Source organism: Lentzea nigeriaca, from assembly GCF_016907955.1.
Taxonomy (GTDB): domain Bacteria; phylum Actinomycetota; class Actinomycetes; order Mycobacteriales; family Pseudonocardiaceae; genus Lentzea; species Lentzea nigeriaca.
On record NZ_JAFBCX010000002.1, the window covers coordinates 365,548 to 381,758 of the forward strand.

Consider the following 16,211-nt stretch of genomic DNA (forward strand, 5'->3'; position numbering starts at 1 on the left):
AATCGCCAAACCCCCCGTTGACCTGTGCGTTCAGGTGTTATTAACCTCCGAGGTCCAATAGGAAAGCTTGTTTACCAATCCTTCGAGCCGCCGCCCTTGCCCAGGAGGACGAAGTGATCAGAAAGCGCACCAAGGCAGGTGTCGCGTTGGCCCTGTTTGCACTGGTCATACCCCAGATCGCAGGCTCGGGCACGGCGAACGCGGCCGACACCCTGCTGTCGACCGACAAACCCACCAAGGTTTCGTCAGTGGAGGCCGCGACGTTCGGCGGCGCCAACGCGGTAGATGGAGATCCGACCACTCGCTGGGCCAGCCTCGAAGGCCACGACCCGGAGTGGATCGCGGTCGACCTCGGCGGCACCGCCACCATCTCCCGGATCAAGCTCAACTGGGAGGCCGCGTACGCGTCGGAGTACAAGATCCAGACGTCCAGCGACGGCTCGACGTGGAGCACCAAGAAGACGCTCTCCAGCCAGAACGGCGGCATCGACGACATCGCCATCTCCACGAGCGGCCGGTGGGTGCGGATCTACGGCACCAAGCGCGGCACCTCCTACGGCTACTCGCTGTGGGACCTGGAGGTCTACGGCAGCATCAGCAACGGCGACACGCAGCCGCCCACCGCTCCCGGCAACCTCACGAGCACCGGCACGACGTCGAGCTCGGTGAGTCTGCAGTGGACGGCCGCGACCGACAACGTCGGCGTGACCGGCTACGAGGTGCTGCGCAACGGCAGCGTCGTCGGCACACCCACCGGCACCACGTTCACCGACACGGGCCTGGCGTCGGGCACGGCGTTCACCTACACGGTCAGGGCACGCGACCTGGCGGGCAACCTCTCACCCGCGAGCAACGCGGTGCAGGCGACCACCCTGCCCGCCGGGCCCGGCGACACCATCACGGTCGTCGTCGCTGGCGACATCGCGTCGCTCACGAACTCCGAGCACTACGAGACCGCGAGGCTGATCGACCAGATCAAGCCGAACCACATCCTGACGGTCGGCGACAACCAGTACGACAACGGCAAGCTCTCGGAGTTCCTGGCCCACTACGACAAGTCGTGGGGCAAGTACAAGAGCATCACCCATCCCGCGACCGGCAACCACGAGTGGTACGACAACCTCAACGGCTACAAGGCGTACTTCGGTGCGCAGGCCTTCCCCGCGGGCAAGCCCTACTACAGCTGGGAAGCGGGCCAGTTCCACTTCGTCTCGGTCGACTCCGACCCGATGGACAACAACGGTGAGGACCCGACGCAGCTCAGCTGGCTCAAGACCGATCTGGCCAACAACACCAAGCCCTGCGTCGTCGGCTACATGCACCACCCGCGGTTCACCTCCGGCAAGTACGGCGACAACGCGAAGATCGCGCCGTACTGGAACGCGTTCGTGGACGCCAAGGCAGACCTGATGCTCGGTGGCCACAACCACCACTACGAGCGGCTCGCTCCGCTGAACAAGACCGGTGCGGTCGACCAGGCCAACGGCGTGAGGTCGGCGGTCGTCGGCATCGGCGGTGACTACCTCTACAAGGAGCGCACCGACCGCGTGGCGGGCGTCGAGAAGTACTTCTCGGACAGCCACGGCGTCATGAAGCTCACCCTGTCCGGCAGCTCCTACTCGTGGGAGGTCATCGACACGGCCGGAACGGTGCGCGACAAGGCCGGTCCCTACAGCTGTCGTTGATCGAATCCGGCTGTTGACCCAGGAGGCCGTCGTGTACATCGCAACCGCTCGACAAGCTCCCGCCTCGGGTGGCACCGGCAGGATCGCGGGGAACGTGCTCGCCCTGGGCGCCGTATCACTGCTCACGGACGTCTCCTCCGAGATGGTGACCGCGATCCTGCCGCTGTACCTGGTGCTGGGACTGGGGTTCTCCCCGCTGCAGTTCGGTGTGCTCGACGGCATGTACACCGGTGTCACGGCACTGGTTCGCATCGTCGGCGGTCATGCGGCTGACCGCTGGCAACGGCGCAAGCTCGTGGCCGGCCTCGGTTATGGGATCTCGGCGGTGGGCAAGCTCGGACTGCTCGCCGCCGGAACCTCCGCCACCGCGATGGGGCTCGTGCTGGCAGGTGACAGGACGGGCAAGGGCTTGCGCACCGCGCCGAGGGACGCGCTGATCACGTTGAGCAGCGAGCCCTCGGCACTTGGACGCGCCTTCGGTGTTCATCGCGCCATGGACACCGTAGGCGCGTTCCTCGGCCCGCTGGTGGCGTTCTGTCTCTTGTGGACGTTGCCGGCGCGCTACGACGTCGTGTTCGTGGTGAGCTTCTGCTTCGCCGCACTCGGTGTTCTCGTTCTGGTGCTCTTCGTGCGGGATCACCGCGAAGTGCTGCCACGCGTCGCGGTGTCGCTGCGGAACGCGTTCGGGTTGTTGCGGTCCAGGCCGTTCCGGCGGGTCTGCCTGGTCGCGTGCGGGCTTGGGTTCCTGACGCTCGGCGACGGGTTCGTCTACCTGTTGCTGCAGAAGAAGCTCGACGTCGACGTCGCCTACATCGCGTTGCTGCCTCTTGGCACGGCGGGCGTGTACCTGCTCGCCGCCGTGCCGATGGGTGCGCTGGCCGACCGGGCCGGCCGGTGGCGGATGTTCCTCGTCGGCCATCTCGCGCTGCTCGGGGCGTACCTGCTGCTGGCGGGCACGTCCGGAATCGTTCTGCTGGCGGGTGTTCTGCTGTTGCACGGCCTGTTCTACGCGTGCACGGACGGCGTTTTGATGGCCGTCGCCGGTCCGCTGATCCCGGACGAGCTGCGCACGTCCGGTCTGGCCCTGCTCCAGACCGGCCAGGTGCTCGCCCGGGCTTCGTCTTCCGTGCTGTTCGGTGCTCTTTGGACGTGGTTCGCTTGGTGAGGATTCTGCTCGTCGTCGTTGCTGTGATCGCATTGGGCGTGGGTGCCACGGCCTACGCCTTGCGTGCGCCGGACGAGGTTCCCGTCGCGGTCGAGGCGGGGCCTGTCGAGCTGACTCCTGGCCGGCTGCTGTTCGTGGACGACGCGAGCGGCAGGGTGGCGTCGGTGCCGTTGTCCGACCCCGGTGGTCCGCGTCGGCTGAGTACGTTGTCCTGCAAGCGGTTCTTCACCGCGGCGAAGCAGGGACTGTGCCTCGCGGACCGGTCCGGTCCGTTCCCGGGATCCGTCTCGATCTTCGTCGACGAGTCGCTGACGGAGACGAACCGCATCGATGTCGCCGGTGTGCCGAACCGCGCGAAACTGTCGCCGGACGGACGGATGGCGTCCTGGACGACGTTCGTGACCGGTGACTCGTACGCGCAGACAGGCGGGTTCTCCACCCGCACGGGCATCTTCGACCGCGAGACGCTCCTGTACCAGAGCAACCTGGAGACCACGCGGATCATCGGCATGAAGCGGGCAGAGGACATGAACTTCTGGGGCGTGACGTTCACCGAGGACGACCGCTCCTACTACGCGACGATGTCCACGGGCGGCAAGACGTACCTGATCAAGGGCGACGCGGTCGACATCTCCGCGAAAACGTTGCGGGAGAACGTCGAATGCCCGTCGCTGTCCCCGGACGGCAAGCGCGTGGCGTTCAAGAAGCGCGTGCCCGGCGACGGCGCGAGGCCGTGGCGCGAGCACGTGCTGGACCTGACCACGATGGTGGAGACACCCCTGGCCGAGACACGTGGGATCGACGACCAGGTGGTGTGGCTCGACAACGACACCATCGCCTACGGCCTGCCGGGCGAGGGCATCTGGGCCGTGCGGGCGAACGGGCAGGACGCGCCGCGGCAACTGGTGCCGCACGCGTCCTCCCCGTCGCTCGTCAGCCCAAAATGATCTAACGCTGCGCGCGGTTGACGGCGCTGACGATCGCGCGGAACGACGCGGCGACCGTTGAGCTGTCGATGCCCACGCCCCACAGCACCCGGTCGCCCACCGCGCACTCGAGGTACGCGGCGGCGCGGGCGTCGTCGCCGGCGGACAGCGCGTGCTCGGCGTAGTCCAGCACCCGCACGTCGTAGCCCACGGACGCGAGCGCGTCGACGAACGCGGCGATCGGACCGTTGCCGGAGCCCGTGATCTCCTGCTGCTCGCCGTCGATCAGCAGCGTCGCGGTGATCTCCTCGTGCCCGCTGCCGTCCGAGGACGCGCGGTGCTTCAGCAGGTACAGCGGAACCTTGCCGTGGAGGTACTCCTCCGCGAACGCGTCCCACATCTCCTTCGGGTTGATCTCGCCGCCCTGCGTGTCGGTGACCTCCTGGATCACCTTCGAGAACTCGATCTGCAGGCGCCGCGGCAGGTCCAGGTGGTGCTCCTGCTTCATCAGGTACGCCACGCCGCCCTTGCCGGACTGCGAGTTGACCCGGATGACGGCCTCGTAGTTGCGGCCGACGTCCTTCGGGTCGATCGGCAGGTACGGGACCTCCCACGGGAAGTCGTCGACGTGCTGACCGGCGTCCTTGGCGTCGGCCTCCAGCGCCTCGAAGCCCTTCTTGATCGCGTCCTGGTGGCTGCCCGAGAACGCGGTGAAGACCAGGTCACCGCCGTAGGGGTGGCGCTCGGGGACGGGCAGCTGGTTGCAGTACTCGACGGTGCGGCGGATCTCGTCGATGTCGGAGAAGTCGATCTGCGGGTCGATGCCCTGGCTGAACATGTTCATGGCCAGCGTGACCAGGCAGACGTTGCCGGTGCGCTCACCGTTGCCGAACAGGCAGCCCTCGATCCGGTCGGCACCGGCCAGGTAACCCAGCTCGGCGGCGGCGACACCGGTGCCGCGGTCGTTGTGCGGGTGCAGGCTCAGGATGATCGACTCGCGCTGCGCCAGGTTGCGCGACATCCACTCGATCGAGTCGGCGTAGACGTTCGGCGTGGCCATCTCGACCGTGGCCGGCAGGTTGATGATCAGCGGCTTCTCTGGCGTGGGCGCGATGACCTCGGTGACCGCGTTGCAGACTTCCAGCGCGTACGTCAGCTCGGTGCCGGTGTAGGACTCCGGGCTGTACTCGTAGCGGAAGTCGGTCTCGGGGTAGAGCTGTTCCTGCTGCTTGGCGAACTTCGCGGCGTCTACGGCGATCTTCTTGATGCCGTCCTTGTCGGACCGGAAGACGACCCGGCGCTGCAGGATCGACGTCGAGTTGTAGAAGTGGACGATCGCCTTGTTGGCACCGCGCAGGGACTCGAAGGTCCTCGCGATCAGCTCCTCGCGGCACTGGGTCAGGACCTGGATCGTCACGTCGTCCGGGACCGCGCCGTCCTCGATGATCTCGCGGACGAAATCGAAGTCGGTCTGGCTCGCGGCAGGGAAGCCGACCTCGATCTCCTTGAAGCCCATCCGGACCAGCAGGTCGAACATCTTGCGCTTGCGGGCCGGCGACATCGGGTCGATCAGGGCCTGGTTGCCGTCCCTCAGGTCCACCGCGCACCACAGCGGGGCCTTTTCCGCCCGTTTGGTCGGCCAGGTGCGGTCCGGTACGTCCACTACCTCCACTACCTCGTGGAACGGGCGGTAGCGGTGGAACGGCATGCTGCTGCCGAGCTGGCGGTTCCAGGTGGGCTGGTCTGCCGGGGCCGGGCGCGCGGGCTGGCGGATTCGGCTGTTACCTGAGGTGTAGGCGTCTGGAGAGGTCATCTGGTGCTCCTGCGGGTCGTCTCATGGGAACGACCGGCGGCAACGCTGAATCCCGCGACGGGGGGCCGGTCTGATCAGACCCCGTCACGGCAGCGAAGCAGGAGGGAACGCCACACGTCCGACAGAGTAGCCACACTTCGGTCCGAGATGGAACCGCGGGCCCGGATGGTGGGACAACGGCAAGTTTTGCCAGGCGTGAATCCGGGAAAAGCTCATGTATGTCCAGATTACGTACGACCAGTGGCCGCGGCACGGCTTCACGCGTGATCAGCGGCATCGGTGTGGTCTTCGCCCTGATCGAGATCCTCTACATCCTGATGATCGTCCTCGGCGCGAACCAGGCGAACGCGTTCTTCAAGTTCATCCAGTCGCTCGCCGAGCCTCTCGCGCTGTTCTTCCCCGGCCTGTTCAACACCGGCAACTACAACGTCGACGTACTGCTCAACTACGGTCTCGCTGCCGTGTTCTGGCTGGTCGTGACCGGCATTCTCGCACGTGCGGTGTCTCGCTACTGAATAGTAGATTCCTGGCCCATGCGAACGCGCGTGGTCGGGATCGCCGCCGGAATCGTCAGCTGGGTGGGCCTCGCGCTGGCGGTCGTGCTCGTCGTTCACGTCGTGCTGACCGTCGGCGGGGCCAACCCGGACAACCCGATCACCAGCAGCGTCAAGGCGGTTGCACAACCGCTGGCGCTCGCGTTCAGGGACTTGTTCACGCCCGCTGACGCCAAGTTGCGGGTGCTGGTCAACTTCGGGCTGGCGGCCGTGTTCTGGCTGGTCGTTCGAGCGATCGTCCTGAGGCTGGTGAGACGGCTCGACTAGGTTCGGCGGCATGGCGCGCGACGACTTCTGCAACAACTGCGGTACCCGGTACGCCGACACGGCCGCGTACCCGCGCACGTGTCCTGGGTGTGCGCAGATGGTGTGGGCGAACCCCGTGCCGGTGGTCGTGTTGCTCGTGCCAGTCAAGGACGAGGGCCGCACCGGGCTCCTCACCGTGCGGCGGGCGATTCCGCCGGCGGGGAAGCTGGCGTTCGTCAGCGGGTTCATGGACTACGGGGAGTCCTGGCAGGAGAGTGCGGCGCGGGAGCTCCAAGAGGAAGCGAACGTGCTCGTCGACCCTGCGGAGTTGCGGCCGTTGCACTTCGTGTCGACGCCGGATGGCGGGACGGTGTTGCTGTTCGCCACCGCGCCCGCGATCAACGCTGAGGACATGCCGCCGTTCGTGCCGAACGACGAGGCGTCCGAGCGCAAGGTCATCTTCGAGTGTGAGCCGTTGGCGTTTCCGCTGCACAACGAGGTTGCGAGCAAGTACTTCTCAACCGAACAGTGACTGGCCCCAGGTGCCCGTGAAGGCGGTTTCGGAGAGCGGGTGACGTCGGCGTTCGCGCTGTTCGCGGGTTTGCAGGTCCTCGGGGAGGTCCTCCAGGCGGCCTGGGCGGCCGATGGCCATCGCCACCAGCGGGCGGACGTCGTCGGGCATCTTGAAGGTTTCGCGGGCGGCGGTTTTGTCGAAGCCGCCCATCATGTGTGCGATCAGGCCCAGGTCCACGGCCTGGAGGGCGATGTTCTCCATCGCCAGGCCCAGGCCGAACTCGATGTTGGGCAGGTCGCCGCGGGCGTCGGCGGTGATCACGCAGCCGATGAGCAGGACCGAGGCCCGGAAGGCCCAGGTCTTGTTGCCTGGGCGGAGGGTTTCGAGGATCGCGTCGAACGTCGGGGTGCCGCGCTTTCCCACGACGAACCGCGCGGGCTGGCTGTTGCCGTGCGACGGGGCCCAGCGGGCCGCCTCCAGCAGGGTGCGCAGTTCGTCGTCGGAAACCGTTGCCTCAGCGGAGAAAGCGCGCGGGCTCCAGCGCTTCGAGATCAGCTCGTTCATCAGATCGCATACTGCCAAACGGCCAGGGAGTAGGCGCCGAACCAGGCGCTGAACAGGATCGCCACGCCCAGCACGGTCAGGACCGTGGACAGGCGGCGGCGGGCCAGCACGAGGGCCAGCGGGATCAGCAGGGTGAACGCGGGCAGCAGGAGGCGGGCCTTGGAGTTCATTAGGCCGTTGGAGCCGATGTCCATGACGAGCACGCCGATGCCGTAGACGACCAACGGCCACTCCAGCCTGCGCTGGATGGCGTAGAAGACCAGCACGATGGCGAGGATCAGGAGCCAGACGGTGCCGGTCTCCAGTTCGGAGCGCGGGTTGCCGAGGTGTTCGAAGGCGAACTTCAGCGTGGCGGCGCCGCCGTCGAACTTCGAGCCCCAGCCGCGTTGCTGCACGCCGAACCAGCCCGCGAGGTCGCCGGTGCGGATCGCGACCCAGGTGAGGTAGCCGAGCAGGCCAAGCGGGGCCACCAGGGCACCGGCCCACGCCCGCCAGTCGCGGCGGTCCGCGATCACCGCCACCAGGGCCGCGAGCCCGACCGCCGCGATCAACGCGCCCGCGGTGGGGCGGACCAGGCCGGCCGCCGAGCAGCAGACACCCGCGAGGATCCAGCGCTTCTGCACCACGCCGACCAGCGCCCAGACGGCGAACGCGCAGAACGTCGCCTCCGAGTAGGTCATCGACAGCACGACGGCCATCGGGGAGGCGGCGAACAGGGTGACCAGGATGAGGCCGGTCCTCGTCGAGCCGCCGCGCACCGCGCGTCCGAGGACGAACAGGCCGTAGGCGCAGAACAGGCCGCTGATCGTGCTGACCGCGAACGCGGCACCCTCCACGGTCACGCCAGGCAGGCCGTCGACCCACCTGATCAGGGCGGGATAGCCGGGGAAGAACGCGAGCGGTGTCTCGGCGGTGCGCCTGCCCGCCGCGTCGGCCAACCGGGCGGGGACGTCGTCGTAACCGCCGGCGGCGATGCCGAGGAACCACTCGCCGTCCCATGACTTGAGCTCGCCGACAGCGGTGTTGGTGGAGCCGTGGAGCTGGTTCTGGTACTCGACGACGAGCTGCAGGACATACAGGCCCACCTGGCGGACGAACAGGTAGATGAGCGCCGGAACCGACCACAGCGCGGCGGGGTGTCTGAGCGCCTCGGCCATCCGTGAGCGCGCATTGCTCTGATGCACGGCTGCTGGGGCCTCCACGTCAAAGGCGGTCGACGACACCCGGACAGAGTAGTCACGCGCGTCACGGCTCCCCAGTCTCACCAGGTGGTCCGGGTAGGCTGCCTACGACGTGGGGTTTTAGTCGCGCGAAGGAGGTCAGGTCGGTGGCGCTCGTCGTCCAGAAGTACGGCGGTTCATCGGTGGAGAGTGCCGAGCGGATCAAACGCGTGGCCGAGCGCATCGTCGCGACCAAAAAGGCGGGGAACGACGTCGTGGTCGTCGTGTCCGCCATGGGTGACACGACCGACGAGCTGCTCGACCTCGCCCGCCAGGTGTCCCCGGTGCCGCCCGCGCGTGAGCTCGACATGCTGCTCACCTCCGGTGAGCGGATCTCGATGTCCCTGCTCGCCATGGCGATCCACTCGCTCGGTGCGGAGGCCCGTTCCTACACGGGTTCGCAGGCCGGCGTGATCACGACGTCGGTGCACGGCAAGGCCCGCATCATCGACGTGACGCCCAGCCGGATCCAGGACGCCACCTCCGAGGGAGCCATCGCGATCGTCGCGGGCTTCCAGGGCGTGTCGCAGGACTCGAAGGAGATCACCACGCTCGGCCGTGGCGGCAGCGACACCACCGCGGTGGCGCTCGCGGCGGCGACCAAGGCCGACGTGTGCGAGATCTACACCGACGTGGACGGCGTCTACACGGCCGACCCGCGCATCGTGCCGAACGCGAAGAAGCTCGACACGATCACGTACGAGGAAATGCTCGAGATGGCCGCCTGTGGCGCCAAGGTGCTGATGCTCCGCTGCGTGGAGTACGCCCGCCGCTACAACGTGCCCGTGCATGTCCGTTCTTCGTTCAGCAACAAGACCGGAACCATCGTGTCCGGTTCAGTGGAGGACCTTCCCGTGGAACAGGCGATGATCACCGGCGTCGCGCACGACCGGTCCGAGGCCAAAATCACCGTGACCGCCGTCCCCGACCACCCCGGCATCGCGGCCAAGATCTTCCGTGTCGTGGCGCAGGCGGAGCTCGACATCGACATGGTCGTGCAGAACGTCTCGCAGGCCGCGTCCGGTCGCACGGACATCACGTTCACGCTGGCCAAGGTCGACGGCCCGCGCGCGGTGGCCGCGCTCGAGAAGGCGCGCGGCGAGATCGGGTTCGACCAGGTCCTCTACGACGAGCACGTCGGCAAGGTGTCGCTGATCGGTGCGGGCATGCGCTCGCACCCCGGTGTCACGGCGACGTTCTGCGAGGCGCTGGCGTCGGCCGGCGTCAACATCGACATCATCTCCACCTCGGAGATCCGCATCTCGGTCATCTGCCGCGACACCCAGCTCGACGACGCCGTCCGTGCCCTGCACGACGCGTTCGAGCTCGGTGGCGAGGAAGAGGCCGTCGTTTACGCAGGGACTGGACGATGAGCGCCCCCGTGCTCGCGCTGCTTGGCGCGACCGGTGCCGTGGGCACCGTGATGATCGACATCATGAACACCCGCTCCTCCGTGCCGTGGGGTGAGATCCGGCTGATCGCGTCCCCGCGCTCGGCGGGCAAGAAGATCAGCGTGCGCGGCCAGGAGCTGACGGTCATCGCGCTCTCGCCTGAGGCGTTCGACGGCGTGGACATCGCGATGTTCGACGTGCCGGACGAGGTCTCCGCCGAGTGGGCGCCGATCGCCGCCGAGCGCGGTGCCATCGCGATCGACAACTCCGGCGCGTTCCGGATGGATCCGGACGTGCCGCTGGTCGTGCCCGAGGTCAACGCGGACCAGATCGACAACCGCCCGCGCGGCATCATCTCGAACCCGAACTGCACGACGCTGTCGATGATGGCGTCGCTCGGTGCCCTGCACCGCGAGTTCGAGCTGACGGAACTGGTCGTGGCCTCCTACCAGGCCGCGTCCGGCGGCGGCCAGGCGGCGATCGACCGCCTGTACGCCGAGATCGCCGCGCTGGCCGGCAAGGAGGTCGGTGTGGTGGCGGGCGACGTCCGCGCCGCGCTGGACGCCGCCGGTCTGCCGGTGTCCGAGTCGCCGTTCCCGGCTCCGCTGGCGCTGAACGTGGTGCCGTGGGCGGGATCGCTGAAGGACGAGGGCTGGACGTCCGAGGAGCTGAAGGTCCGCAACGAGGCCCGCAAGATCCTCGGCATCCCGGACCTGAAGGTCTCGGCCACCTGCGTCCGCGTCCCGGTCGTCACGACCCACTCGCTGGCCGTCCACGCGACGTTCGCCCGCGAGGTCACGGTCGAGGCGGCGCACAAGATCTTCGAGTCGCAGCCGACGGTCGTGCTGGTCGACGACCCGGCAGCGAAGCGCTTCCCGACGCCCGCCGACATGGTGGGCGAGGACCCGACGTACGTGGGCCGCGTGCGCCAGGCGCTGGACTTCCCGAACACGCTGGATTTCTTCGTGTGCGGTGACAACCTGCGCAAGGGTGCCGCGCTGAACACCTACGAGGTCGCGGAAGAGCTCGCGAAGCGCCTGTGATCTCGGCCTAACTCGTCGGGTCGGTGCTGGAGCCGATCGCGTCGTCCACGGAGATCTCGCCGTCGGTGCGGACGTGTTCGTGTTCCTCTTCGATGGGTTCGGTCATCGCTCGATTGTGCTCCTCCGCAGGGTGCGAAGCGACTCTGCTCGGCTTTACCGGCCCCTGTCGTCCTTAACCGGGTGACAGGGGCCTTCAGCTGTTCAAACGTGGTGCTTTGGAGGCGTACGGTCTGCGCGTGATCGTCGACTGGGACGCACCCGCGATGCGTCGGGCTCTCGCTCGGCAGGACATTTCCACCGTCTACCGCCTGGTGCGCGATGCCGGTGTCTCGCAGCGCCGCATCGCCGACCTCGTCGGCCAACGCCCGTCCGAGGTCTGTGAGATCCTGTCCGGCCGCGAGGTGCACTCGTACCGGTTGTTGGCCCGCATCGCCGACGGCCTCGGCATCCCTCGCACGTACCTAGGCCTCGCCGACGTTCCTCAGTACCGTGGAGAGGAGGTCGATGAGGAGGACGAGGCCGTGAAGCGTCGCCAGTTCCTCGCCAACGCCGCCGCGATCATCGTCGGCGAAGCCGTGCTGGGCGATCCCGCCGCCTGTGCCGCACCGTCCACCGACATCGCGGTGCCTGGCCGTGTCGGTGTGGCTGAGGTGCAACGACTTCGTGCCACCACGGTCGCGTTGCGGCAGCTCGACCACCGCCACGGGGGAGGCGCCGCCCGCTTTGCCGCCGAAGCGCAGGTCAGCGTGTCCGAGGCGCTGCTCCGCGCCTCGATGACCGATGAGATCCGCAAGGACCTGCACGGCGCCGTCGCGGACCTGCACAACGCGGTGGGCTTGATGTCGTTCGACTGCCTGATGCCGGACCAGGCTCGACACCACTTCCTCCGTGCACTGGAGCATGCGAAGCAGGCTGAGGATCCGGCGCATTGCGCGTTCCTGTTGTGCCGGGTCGGCCACATCTACATGGGCAACGACGCTCCCGACGAAGCGCTCAAGCTGTTCCAGCTCGCTGAACTGCCCGCGGCCGAGTCCGGCGTCAACGCGATCAACTTCGTGACTTCCTGTTACCAGGCAAGGGCTTACTCCGAGATGGGCCAGGCTGAGCGGGCGTTGTCGCTCACCGGCCGCAGCGAGGACAGCTACGTCGACACCATCGCAGACGACGTCCCGGAGTGGCTCGGCTACTTCCGCGCGGGCGGGGCGGACACGGTACGCGGCAACGTGTGTTTCGCGCTCAGCAACACCATGCCGGAGTACGCGCCGATGGCCCTCGAAGGCATGCGGGCCGCGGTCAATGCGCACAAGGCGGGGCTTGAGCGCGGCAACCTCATGGACCTCGGCACGCTCGCCACGCTGCACTTGCGATCCGGCAACGTGGACCACGGTTTGCGGCTGGCCGCCACCACCGTGGATCGCGCCGAGCGCGTCGACTCCAAGCGCCTCAACCAGTGGCTGCGGGTCCTCGGTACCGAGGCACGGCGGCACGGGTCCGATGGCAGGGATCTCGCGGTGGCGATCAGCCGGCTCTGAGCCGAAGTCTCTACCCTGAGCCGCATGGCGGAGAGCGACGAGCAGTACGACGCGCTGGGCGCGATCTACGAGCGGGCCAAGCACATCCCGACCGGGCTGGCCGAGCGCGCCACGTTGCTCTCCGCGGTCGGCGACCTGCGCGGCAAGTCCGTGCTGGACGTCGCCTGCGGCACCGGTTTCTACGCGCGGCTCTTCCACGACCTGGGCGCCACTCGGGTGGTGGGCGTCGACTCGGCAGGCGAGATGATCGGCTACGCCCGCCACGTCGAGGCACGAGAGCCGCGCGGCATCATCTACGAGCAGCACGACGCGACCACGCTGCCCGTGCTGGGTGAGTTCGACGTCGTGACCGCGGTCTGGCTGCTCGGTTATGCCGACGACGAGCCCGCGCTCGACGCCATGATCGACAATCTCGAGGCCAACCTCGCGCCCGGCGGAAGGCTCGTCGTGCTGGTCCCGAACCCCGACGCCGACTGGGACCTGCTCTCCCAGTACGGCCGGTACGGCTACGAGATCACGCCGACCGGTCCGATGAACCTCAAGCAGCCGGTCCGCGTGCACGTGCTGGGCGAACCGTCGTTCGACTTCGACTCCTTCTACTGGGAGCGCGGCGTGTTCGAGGCGGCGCTGACCAGGGCAGGGCTGACCGAGGTGACGCGCCGGCCGGCCGTGACGCCGGACGACGAGCGCGGCGACGAGTTCTGGGGTCCGCTGCGCAAGTCGCCGAGCTTTGCCGTCCTCACAGCCCTGCGAGCCGATTCATGATCGTTCTGGCGGTGGACCTCGGCACCACGGCCACGAAGGTCGTCGCGGTCGACGCGCGGGCGAACGTCGTGGCGTCCACCGAGCGCGGTTATCCGATGCGCACCAGCGGTCTGGAAGCCACGCACGATCCGCACGAGGTCCTCAACGCCGCTCTGGACGCCCTGGCCGAACTGGCCTCCGAGGACGTCCGTGCCATCGCGTTGACCGGCGCCATGCACTCGATCATGGGCCTCGACGCGTCGCTCAACCCCGTCACCGAGTCGTTGAGCTGGGCCGACAACCGCGCCATCGAGCAGACCGAACGCCTGCGCGGCACGGCTGACGGCCGCGCCCTGCACCAGGCGACGGGCGCGCCGATCCACTCGTTCACGCCGCTGATGAAGCTCGCCTGGTTCCACGAGAACGGCGTCCAGGCCGCGAAGTGGTGCGAGATCAAGGACTTCGTGCACCTCCACCTGACCGGCGAGCTGCTCAACGAGCACTCGTGCGGCTCCGGCACGGGCCTGATGAACATCCACACCCTGCAGTGGCACGAGCCGTCCCTGGAGTTCGCCGGAGTCACGGCGGACCAGCTCCCGCCGCTCGTCGAACCGACCCACTCGACGCCGCTGAAAGCCGAGATCCCCGGTCTGCCCCAAGGCATCCCGGTGATCATCGGCGGTGGTGACGGTCCGCTCGGCAACCTCGGCGTCGGCGCCGCCACCCCCGGTTCCGGCGCGGTCTCGCTCGGCACGTCCGGCGCTCTCCGCGTGGCCCAGCAGGGCCCCGGTGTCGACGACGAGGGCCGCACGTTCAGCTACGCGATCGCCGAGGGCCTCTGGGTCCGCGGCGGCGCGATCAGCAACGGCGGCGTCGTGGCCCAGTGGGCGTCCGAGACGTTCGGCGTCCCCGTCGGTGATCTGCTGGACCAGGCCGCGGCCGTCGACTCGGACGGTCTCGTCGCGCTGCCGTACCTGCTGGGCGAACGAGCGCCGTGGTGGGACCCGACCGCGCACGCCGCGTTGCTGGGCCTGCGCCGCGAACACACGCCGCAGCAGATCACGAAAGCCCTGGTGGAGGGCGTCTGCCAGCAGCTCGCGCTGGTCCTCGACGCCGTCCCGCACGTGGAGTCACTGCGGATCACCGGTGGCGCGTTCCGCGCCCCGATCTGGGCGCAGACCCTGGCCAACGCGCTGGGCATGCCGCTGCACCTGACCGAGGACACCGGGGGCTCTGCCGTGGGCGCCGCGCTGCTGGCGTGGCGTGCGCTGGGCGAGATCGAGTCGTTGACCGTCGACCTCGTCCAGCCGATCAGGACGATCACGCCCGACGAGGACGCGATCACGAGGTATGCGAAGTCCCGGCCGTTCGTGGCGAAGGCCTACCGGGCGCTGGAAGAGCTGTACAGCGAGGGCACCGGCCCCAGAACGTGACCTCTGCGCGTTCGACGTGGAAACCGGCGACCTCGACCGCCGGTTCGAAGACGCAGTCCACGTCCTCGACCCGGCCGCATTCACGACACACGAGGTGGTCCAGTGCATGCACGGGCATCACCCTAGCGTTGCGATCTTGAACACATCAAGAAAGCGATAGGTTAAACATTTTGCCATTCGAGTGAGGATGGCTGTGTGGATCTCGCCCCTTTCAAGCACGTCCTTCTGCTGCCCAGGGTCCGGCCGCTCGCACTGCTGATGTTCTTCGCGAGGATGCCCCCGGCGGCGACCGGCGTGATCCTCACGCTGCACGTCGCGGTCACCCTGAACCAGGGCTACGGAGCGGCGGGCCTGGTGGGTGCCGCGGGAACCGTCGGCATGGGCCTCGGCGCCCCGTTGATGGGCAGGCTGGTCGACGAACGAGGACTGCGGGCGATGCTCGCGATCAGCGTCACGGCGTCCTCGGCGTTCTGGCTGACCGCGCCGCTGATGGGCTACTGGGTGCTGTTGGTCTGCTCGTTCTTCGTCGGGCTGATGGGCGTGCCGATGATGTCGATCGGCAGGCAGGCCATCACCGCCCTCGTGCCCGAACACCAGCGCAGGGTCGCGCTCTCGGTCGACTCGATCTCCGTCGAGCTGTCGTTCATGGTCGGCCCCGCGCTCGGCGTCTTCGTCGCGACCAGGTTCTCCACGAACGCGGCGCTGATGTTCATCGGTCTCTCGATCCTGACCGCCGGAACGCTGCTGTACTGGGCGAACCCGCCGATGCTGCACGAGGACGAGGTGGTCGACGGCCCGAAGCCGAAGATCTTCGAGTGGATGCGCGGCCGGATCGTCGGCGTGCTCGTGGTGTGCGCCGGCGCGACCGTGTGCCTCACGGGGATGGAGGTCTCGGCGATCGCGAGCCTGGAGCACATCGGCAAGCAGAGCTGGCTGGGAGTGGTGTTCTTCGCCATGTGTGCGGCGTCGATCGTGGGCGGTCTCGTCTACGGCGGGGTGAAGAAGGCGCCCAGCGTGCTGGTGCTCCTCGTGCTGATGGCGGCGTTCGAGATCCCGGTCGGCTTGGGCGACGGCAACGTGCTGCTGCTGTGCCTGCTCCTCGTGCCGATGAACCTCATGTGTGCGCCGTTGATCGCCGCGTCCGGTGAAAGCATCAGCAGGCTCGCGCCGCCCACGGCTCGTGGCCTGGCGATCGGCCTGCAGGGATCGGCGTTCACCGTCGGCAACGCGATCGGCGCACCACTCGCGGGTGTCGCGATCGACCGCGGCGGTGCCCCGTACGGGTTCGCGGTCGTCGGCGTGGCGGGGCTGCTCGTGGCGGTCGTCGCCTGGGTGTTGGCCCGTCAGCGGCAACAGGTAAATCCATTGCCAGTGGGGTGAC

The 16,211-nt window shown here is 68.0% G+C and carries 15 protein-coding genes; 12 read left to right on the top strand and 3 right to left on the bottom strand.

The window, feature by feature from the left end:
* Positions 1-113 precede the first annotated feature (113 nt).
* Genes JOD27_RS08070 through JOD27_RS08080 form a run of 3 tightly spaced genes read left to right on the top strand, consistent with a single transcriptional unit; the run spans position 114 to position 3,797 of the window.
* A complete protein-coding gene (locus tag JOD27_RS08070) occupies positions 114-1,685 on the top strand; it encodes a discoidin domain-containing protein (protein ID WP_307829994.1) in 1,572 nt (523 codons plus the stop codon).
* 31 nt (positions 1,686-1,716) lie between these two features.
* Positions 1,717-2,850 carry an MFS transporter gene (locus JOD27_RS08075; RefSeq protein WP_204761491.1) on the top strand — a complete coding sequence of 378 codons (1,134 nt, stop codon included), beginning with the start codon at positions 1,717-1,719 and terminating at the stop codon, positions 2,848-2,850.
* Positions 2,847-3,797 carry a TolB-like translocation protein gene (locus tag JOD27_RS08080; protein ID WP_204761492.1) on the top strand — a complete coding sequence of 317 codons (951 nt, stop codon included), beginning with the start codon at positions 2,847-2,849 and terminating at the stop codon, positions 3,795-3,797. The genes JOD27_RS08075 and JOD27_RS08080 overlap by 4 nt, the downstream gene beginning before the upstream one ends.
* Position 3,798: 1 nt before the next feature.
* Here JOD27_RS08080 and leuA read toward each other — a convergent pair whose 3' ends face one another.
* Entirely contained in the window at positions 3,799-5,589 is a 1,791-nt protein-coding gene (leuA, locus tag JOD27_RS08085; RefSeq protein WP_204761493.1) for a 2-isopropylmalate synthase, read from the bottom strand.
* 218 nt (positions 5,590-5,807) lie between these two features.
* On the opposite strand from leuA, the gene JOD27_RS08090 reads away from it, so the two are divergent.
* Genes JOD27_RS08090 through JOD27_RS08100 form a run of 3 tightly spaced genes read left to right on the top strand, consistent with a single transcriptional unit; the run spans position 5,808 to position 6,921 of the window.
* Positions 5,808-6,104, top strand: coding sequence for a hypothetical protein (locus JOD27_RS08090; RefSeq protein WP_189255883.1), 297 nt, complete (start codon positions 5,808-5,810; stop codon positions 6,102-6,104).
* An 18-nt stretch (positions 6,105-6,122) separates the two neighbouring features.
* Positions 6,123-6,410, top strand: coding sequence for a hypothetical protein (locus tag JOD27_RS08095; protein ID WP_204761494.1), 288 nt, complete (start codon positions 6,123-6,125; stop codon positions 6,408-6,410).
* A 10-nt stretch (positions 6,411-6,420) separates the two neighbouring features.
* Positions 6,421-6,921 (top strand): NUDIX domain-containing protein, encoded by a 501-nt coding sequence (locus JOD27_RS08100; protein WP_204761495.1) that lies wholly within the window; start codon positions 6,421-6,423, stop codon positions 6,919-6,921.
* Here JOD27_RS08100 and JOD27_RS08105 read toward each other — a convergent pair.
* Together JOD27_RS08105 and JOD27_RS08110 are read right to left on the bottom strand one after the other, a co-directional pair.
* A complete protein-coding gene (locus JOD27_RS08105) occupies positions 6,907-7,467 on the bottom strand; it encodes a nitroreductase family protein (RefSeq protein WP_204761496.1) in 561 nt (186 codons plus the stop codon). The genes JOD27_RS08100 and JOD27_RS08105 overlap by 15 nt on opposite strands.
* Entirely contained in the window at positions 7,467-8,651 is a 1,185-nt protein-coding gene (locus JOD27_RS08110; protein WP_307829995.1) for a glycosyltransferase family protein, read from the bottom strand. The genes JOD27_RS08105 and JOD27_RS08110 overlap by 1 nt, the downstream gene beginning before the upstream one ends.
* A gap of 143 nt (positions 8,652-8,794) precedes the next feature.
* On the opposite strand from JOD27_RS08110, the gene JOD27_RS08115 reads away from it, so the two are divergent.
* The 6 genes from JOD27_RS08115 to JOD27_RS08140 all read left to right on the top strand — a co-directional run bounded on the left by JOD27_RS08115 (position 8,795) and on the right by JOD27_RS08140 (position 16,210).
* Complete coding sequence (locus JOD27_RS08115) at positions 8,795-10,060, top strand: aspartate kinase (protein WP_189255887.1); 1,266 nt, start codon at positions 8,795-8,797, stop codon at positions 10,058-10,060.
* Entirely contained in the window at positions 10,057-11,121 is a 1,065-nt protein-coding gene (locus JOD27_RS08120; RefSeq protein ID WP_204761497.1) for an aspartate-semialdehyde dehydrogenase, read from the top strand. The genes JOD27_RS08115 and JOD27_RS08120 overlap by 4 nt, the downstream gene beginning before the upstream one ends.
* 236 nt (positions 11,122-11,357) lie before the next feature.
* Positions 11,358-12,653: a helix-turn-helix domain-containing protein gene (locus JOD27_RS08125; RefSeq protein WP_204761498.1), complete on the top strand. Its 1,296-nt coding sequence runs from the start codon at positions 11,358-11,360 to the stop codon at positions 12,651-12,653.
* 24 nt (positions 12,654-12,677) lie between these two features.
* Positions 12,678-13,418 carry a class I SAM-dependent methyltransferase gene (locus JOD27_RS08130; protein WP_204761499.1) on the top strand — a complete coding sequence of 247 codons (741 nt, stop codon included), beginning with the start codon at positions 12,678-12,680 and terminating at the stop codon, positions 13,416-13,418.
* On the top strand, positions 13,415-14,830 hold the full coding sequence (locus tag JOD27_RS08135) for a gluconokinase (RefSeq protein WP_204761500.1): 1,416 nt from the start codon (positions 13,415-13,417) through the stop codon (positions 14,828-14,830). Before JOD27_RS08130 ends, JOD27_RS08135 begins: the two co-directional genes overlap by 4 nt.
* A gap of 195 nt (positions 14,831-15,025) precedes the next feature.
* A complete protein-coding gene (locus JOD27_RS08140) occupies positions 15,026-16,210 on the top strand; it encodes an MFS transporter (protein WP_204761501.1) in 1,185 nt (394 codons plus the stop codon).
* Position 16,211: the final 1 nt, after the last annotated feature.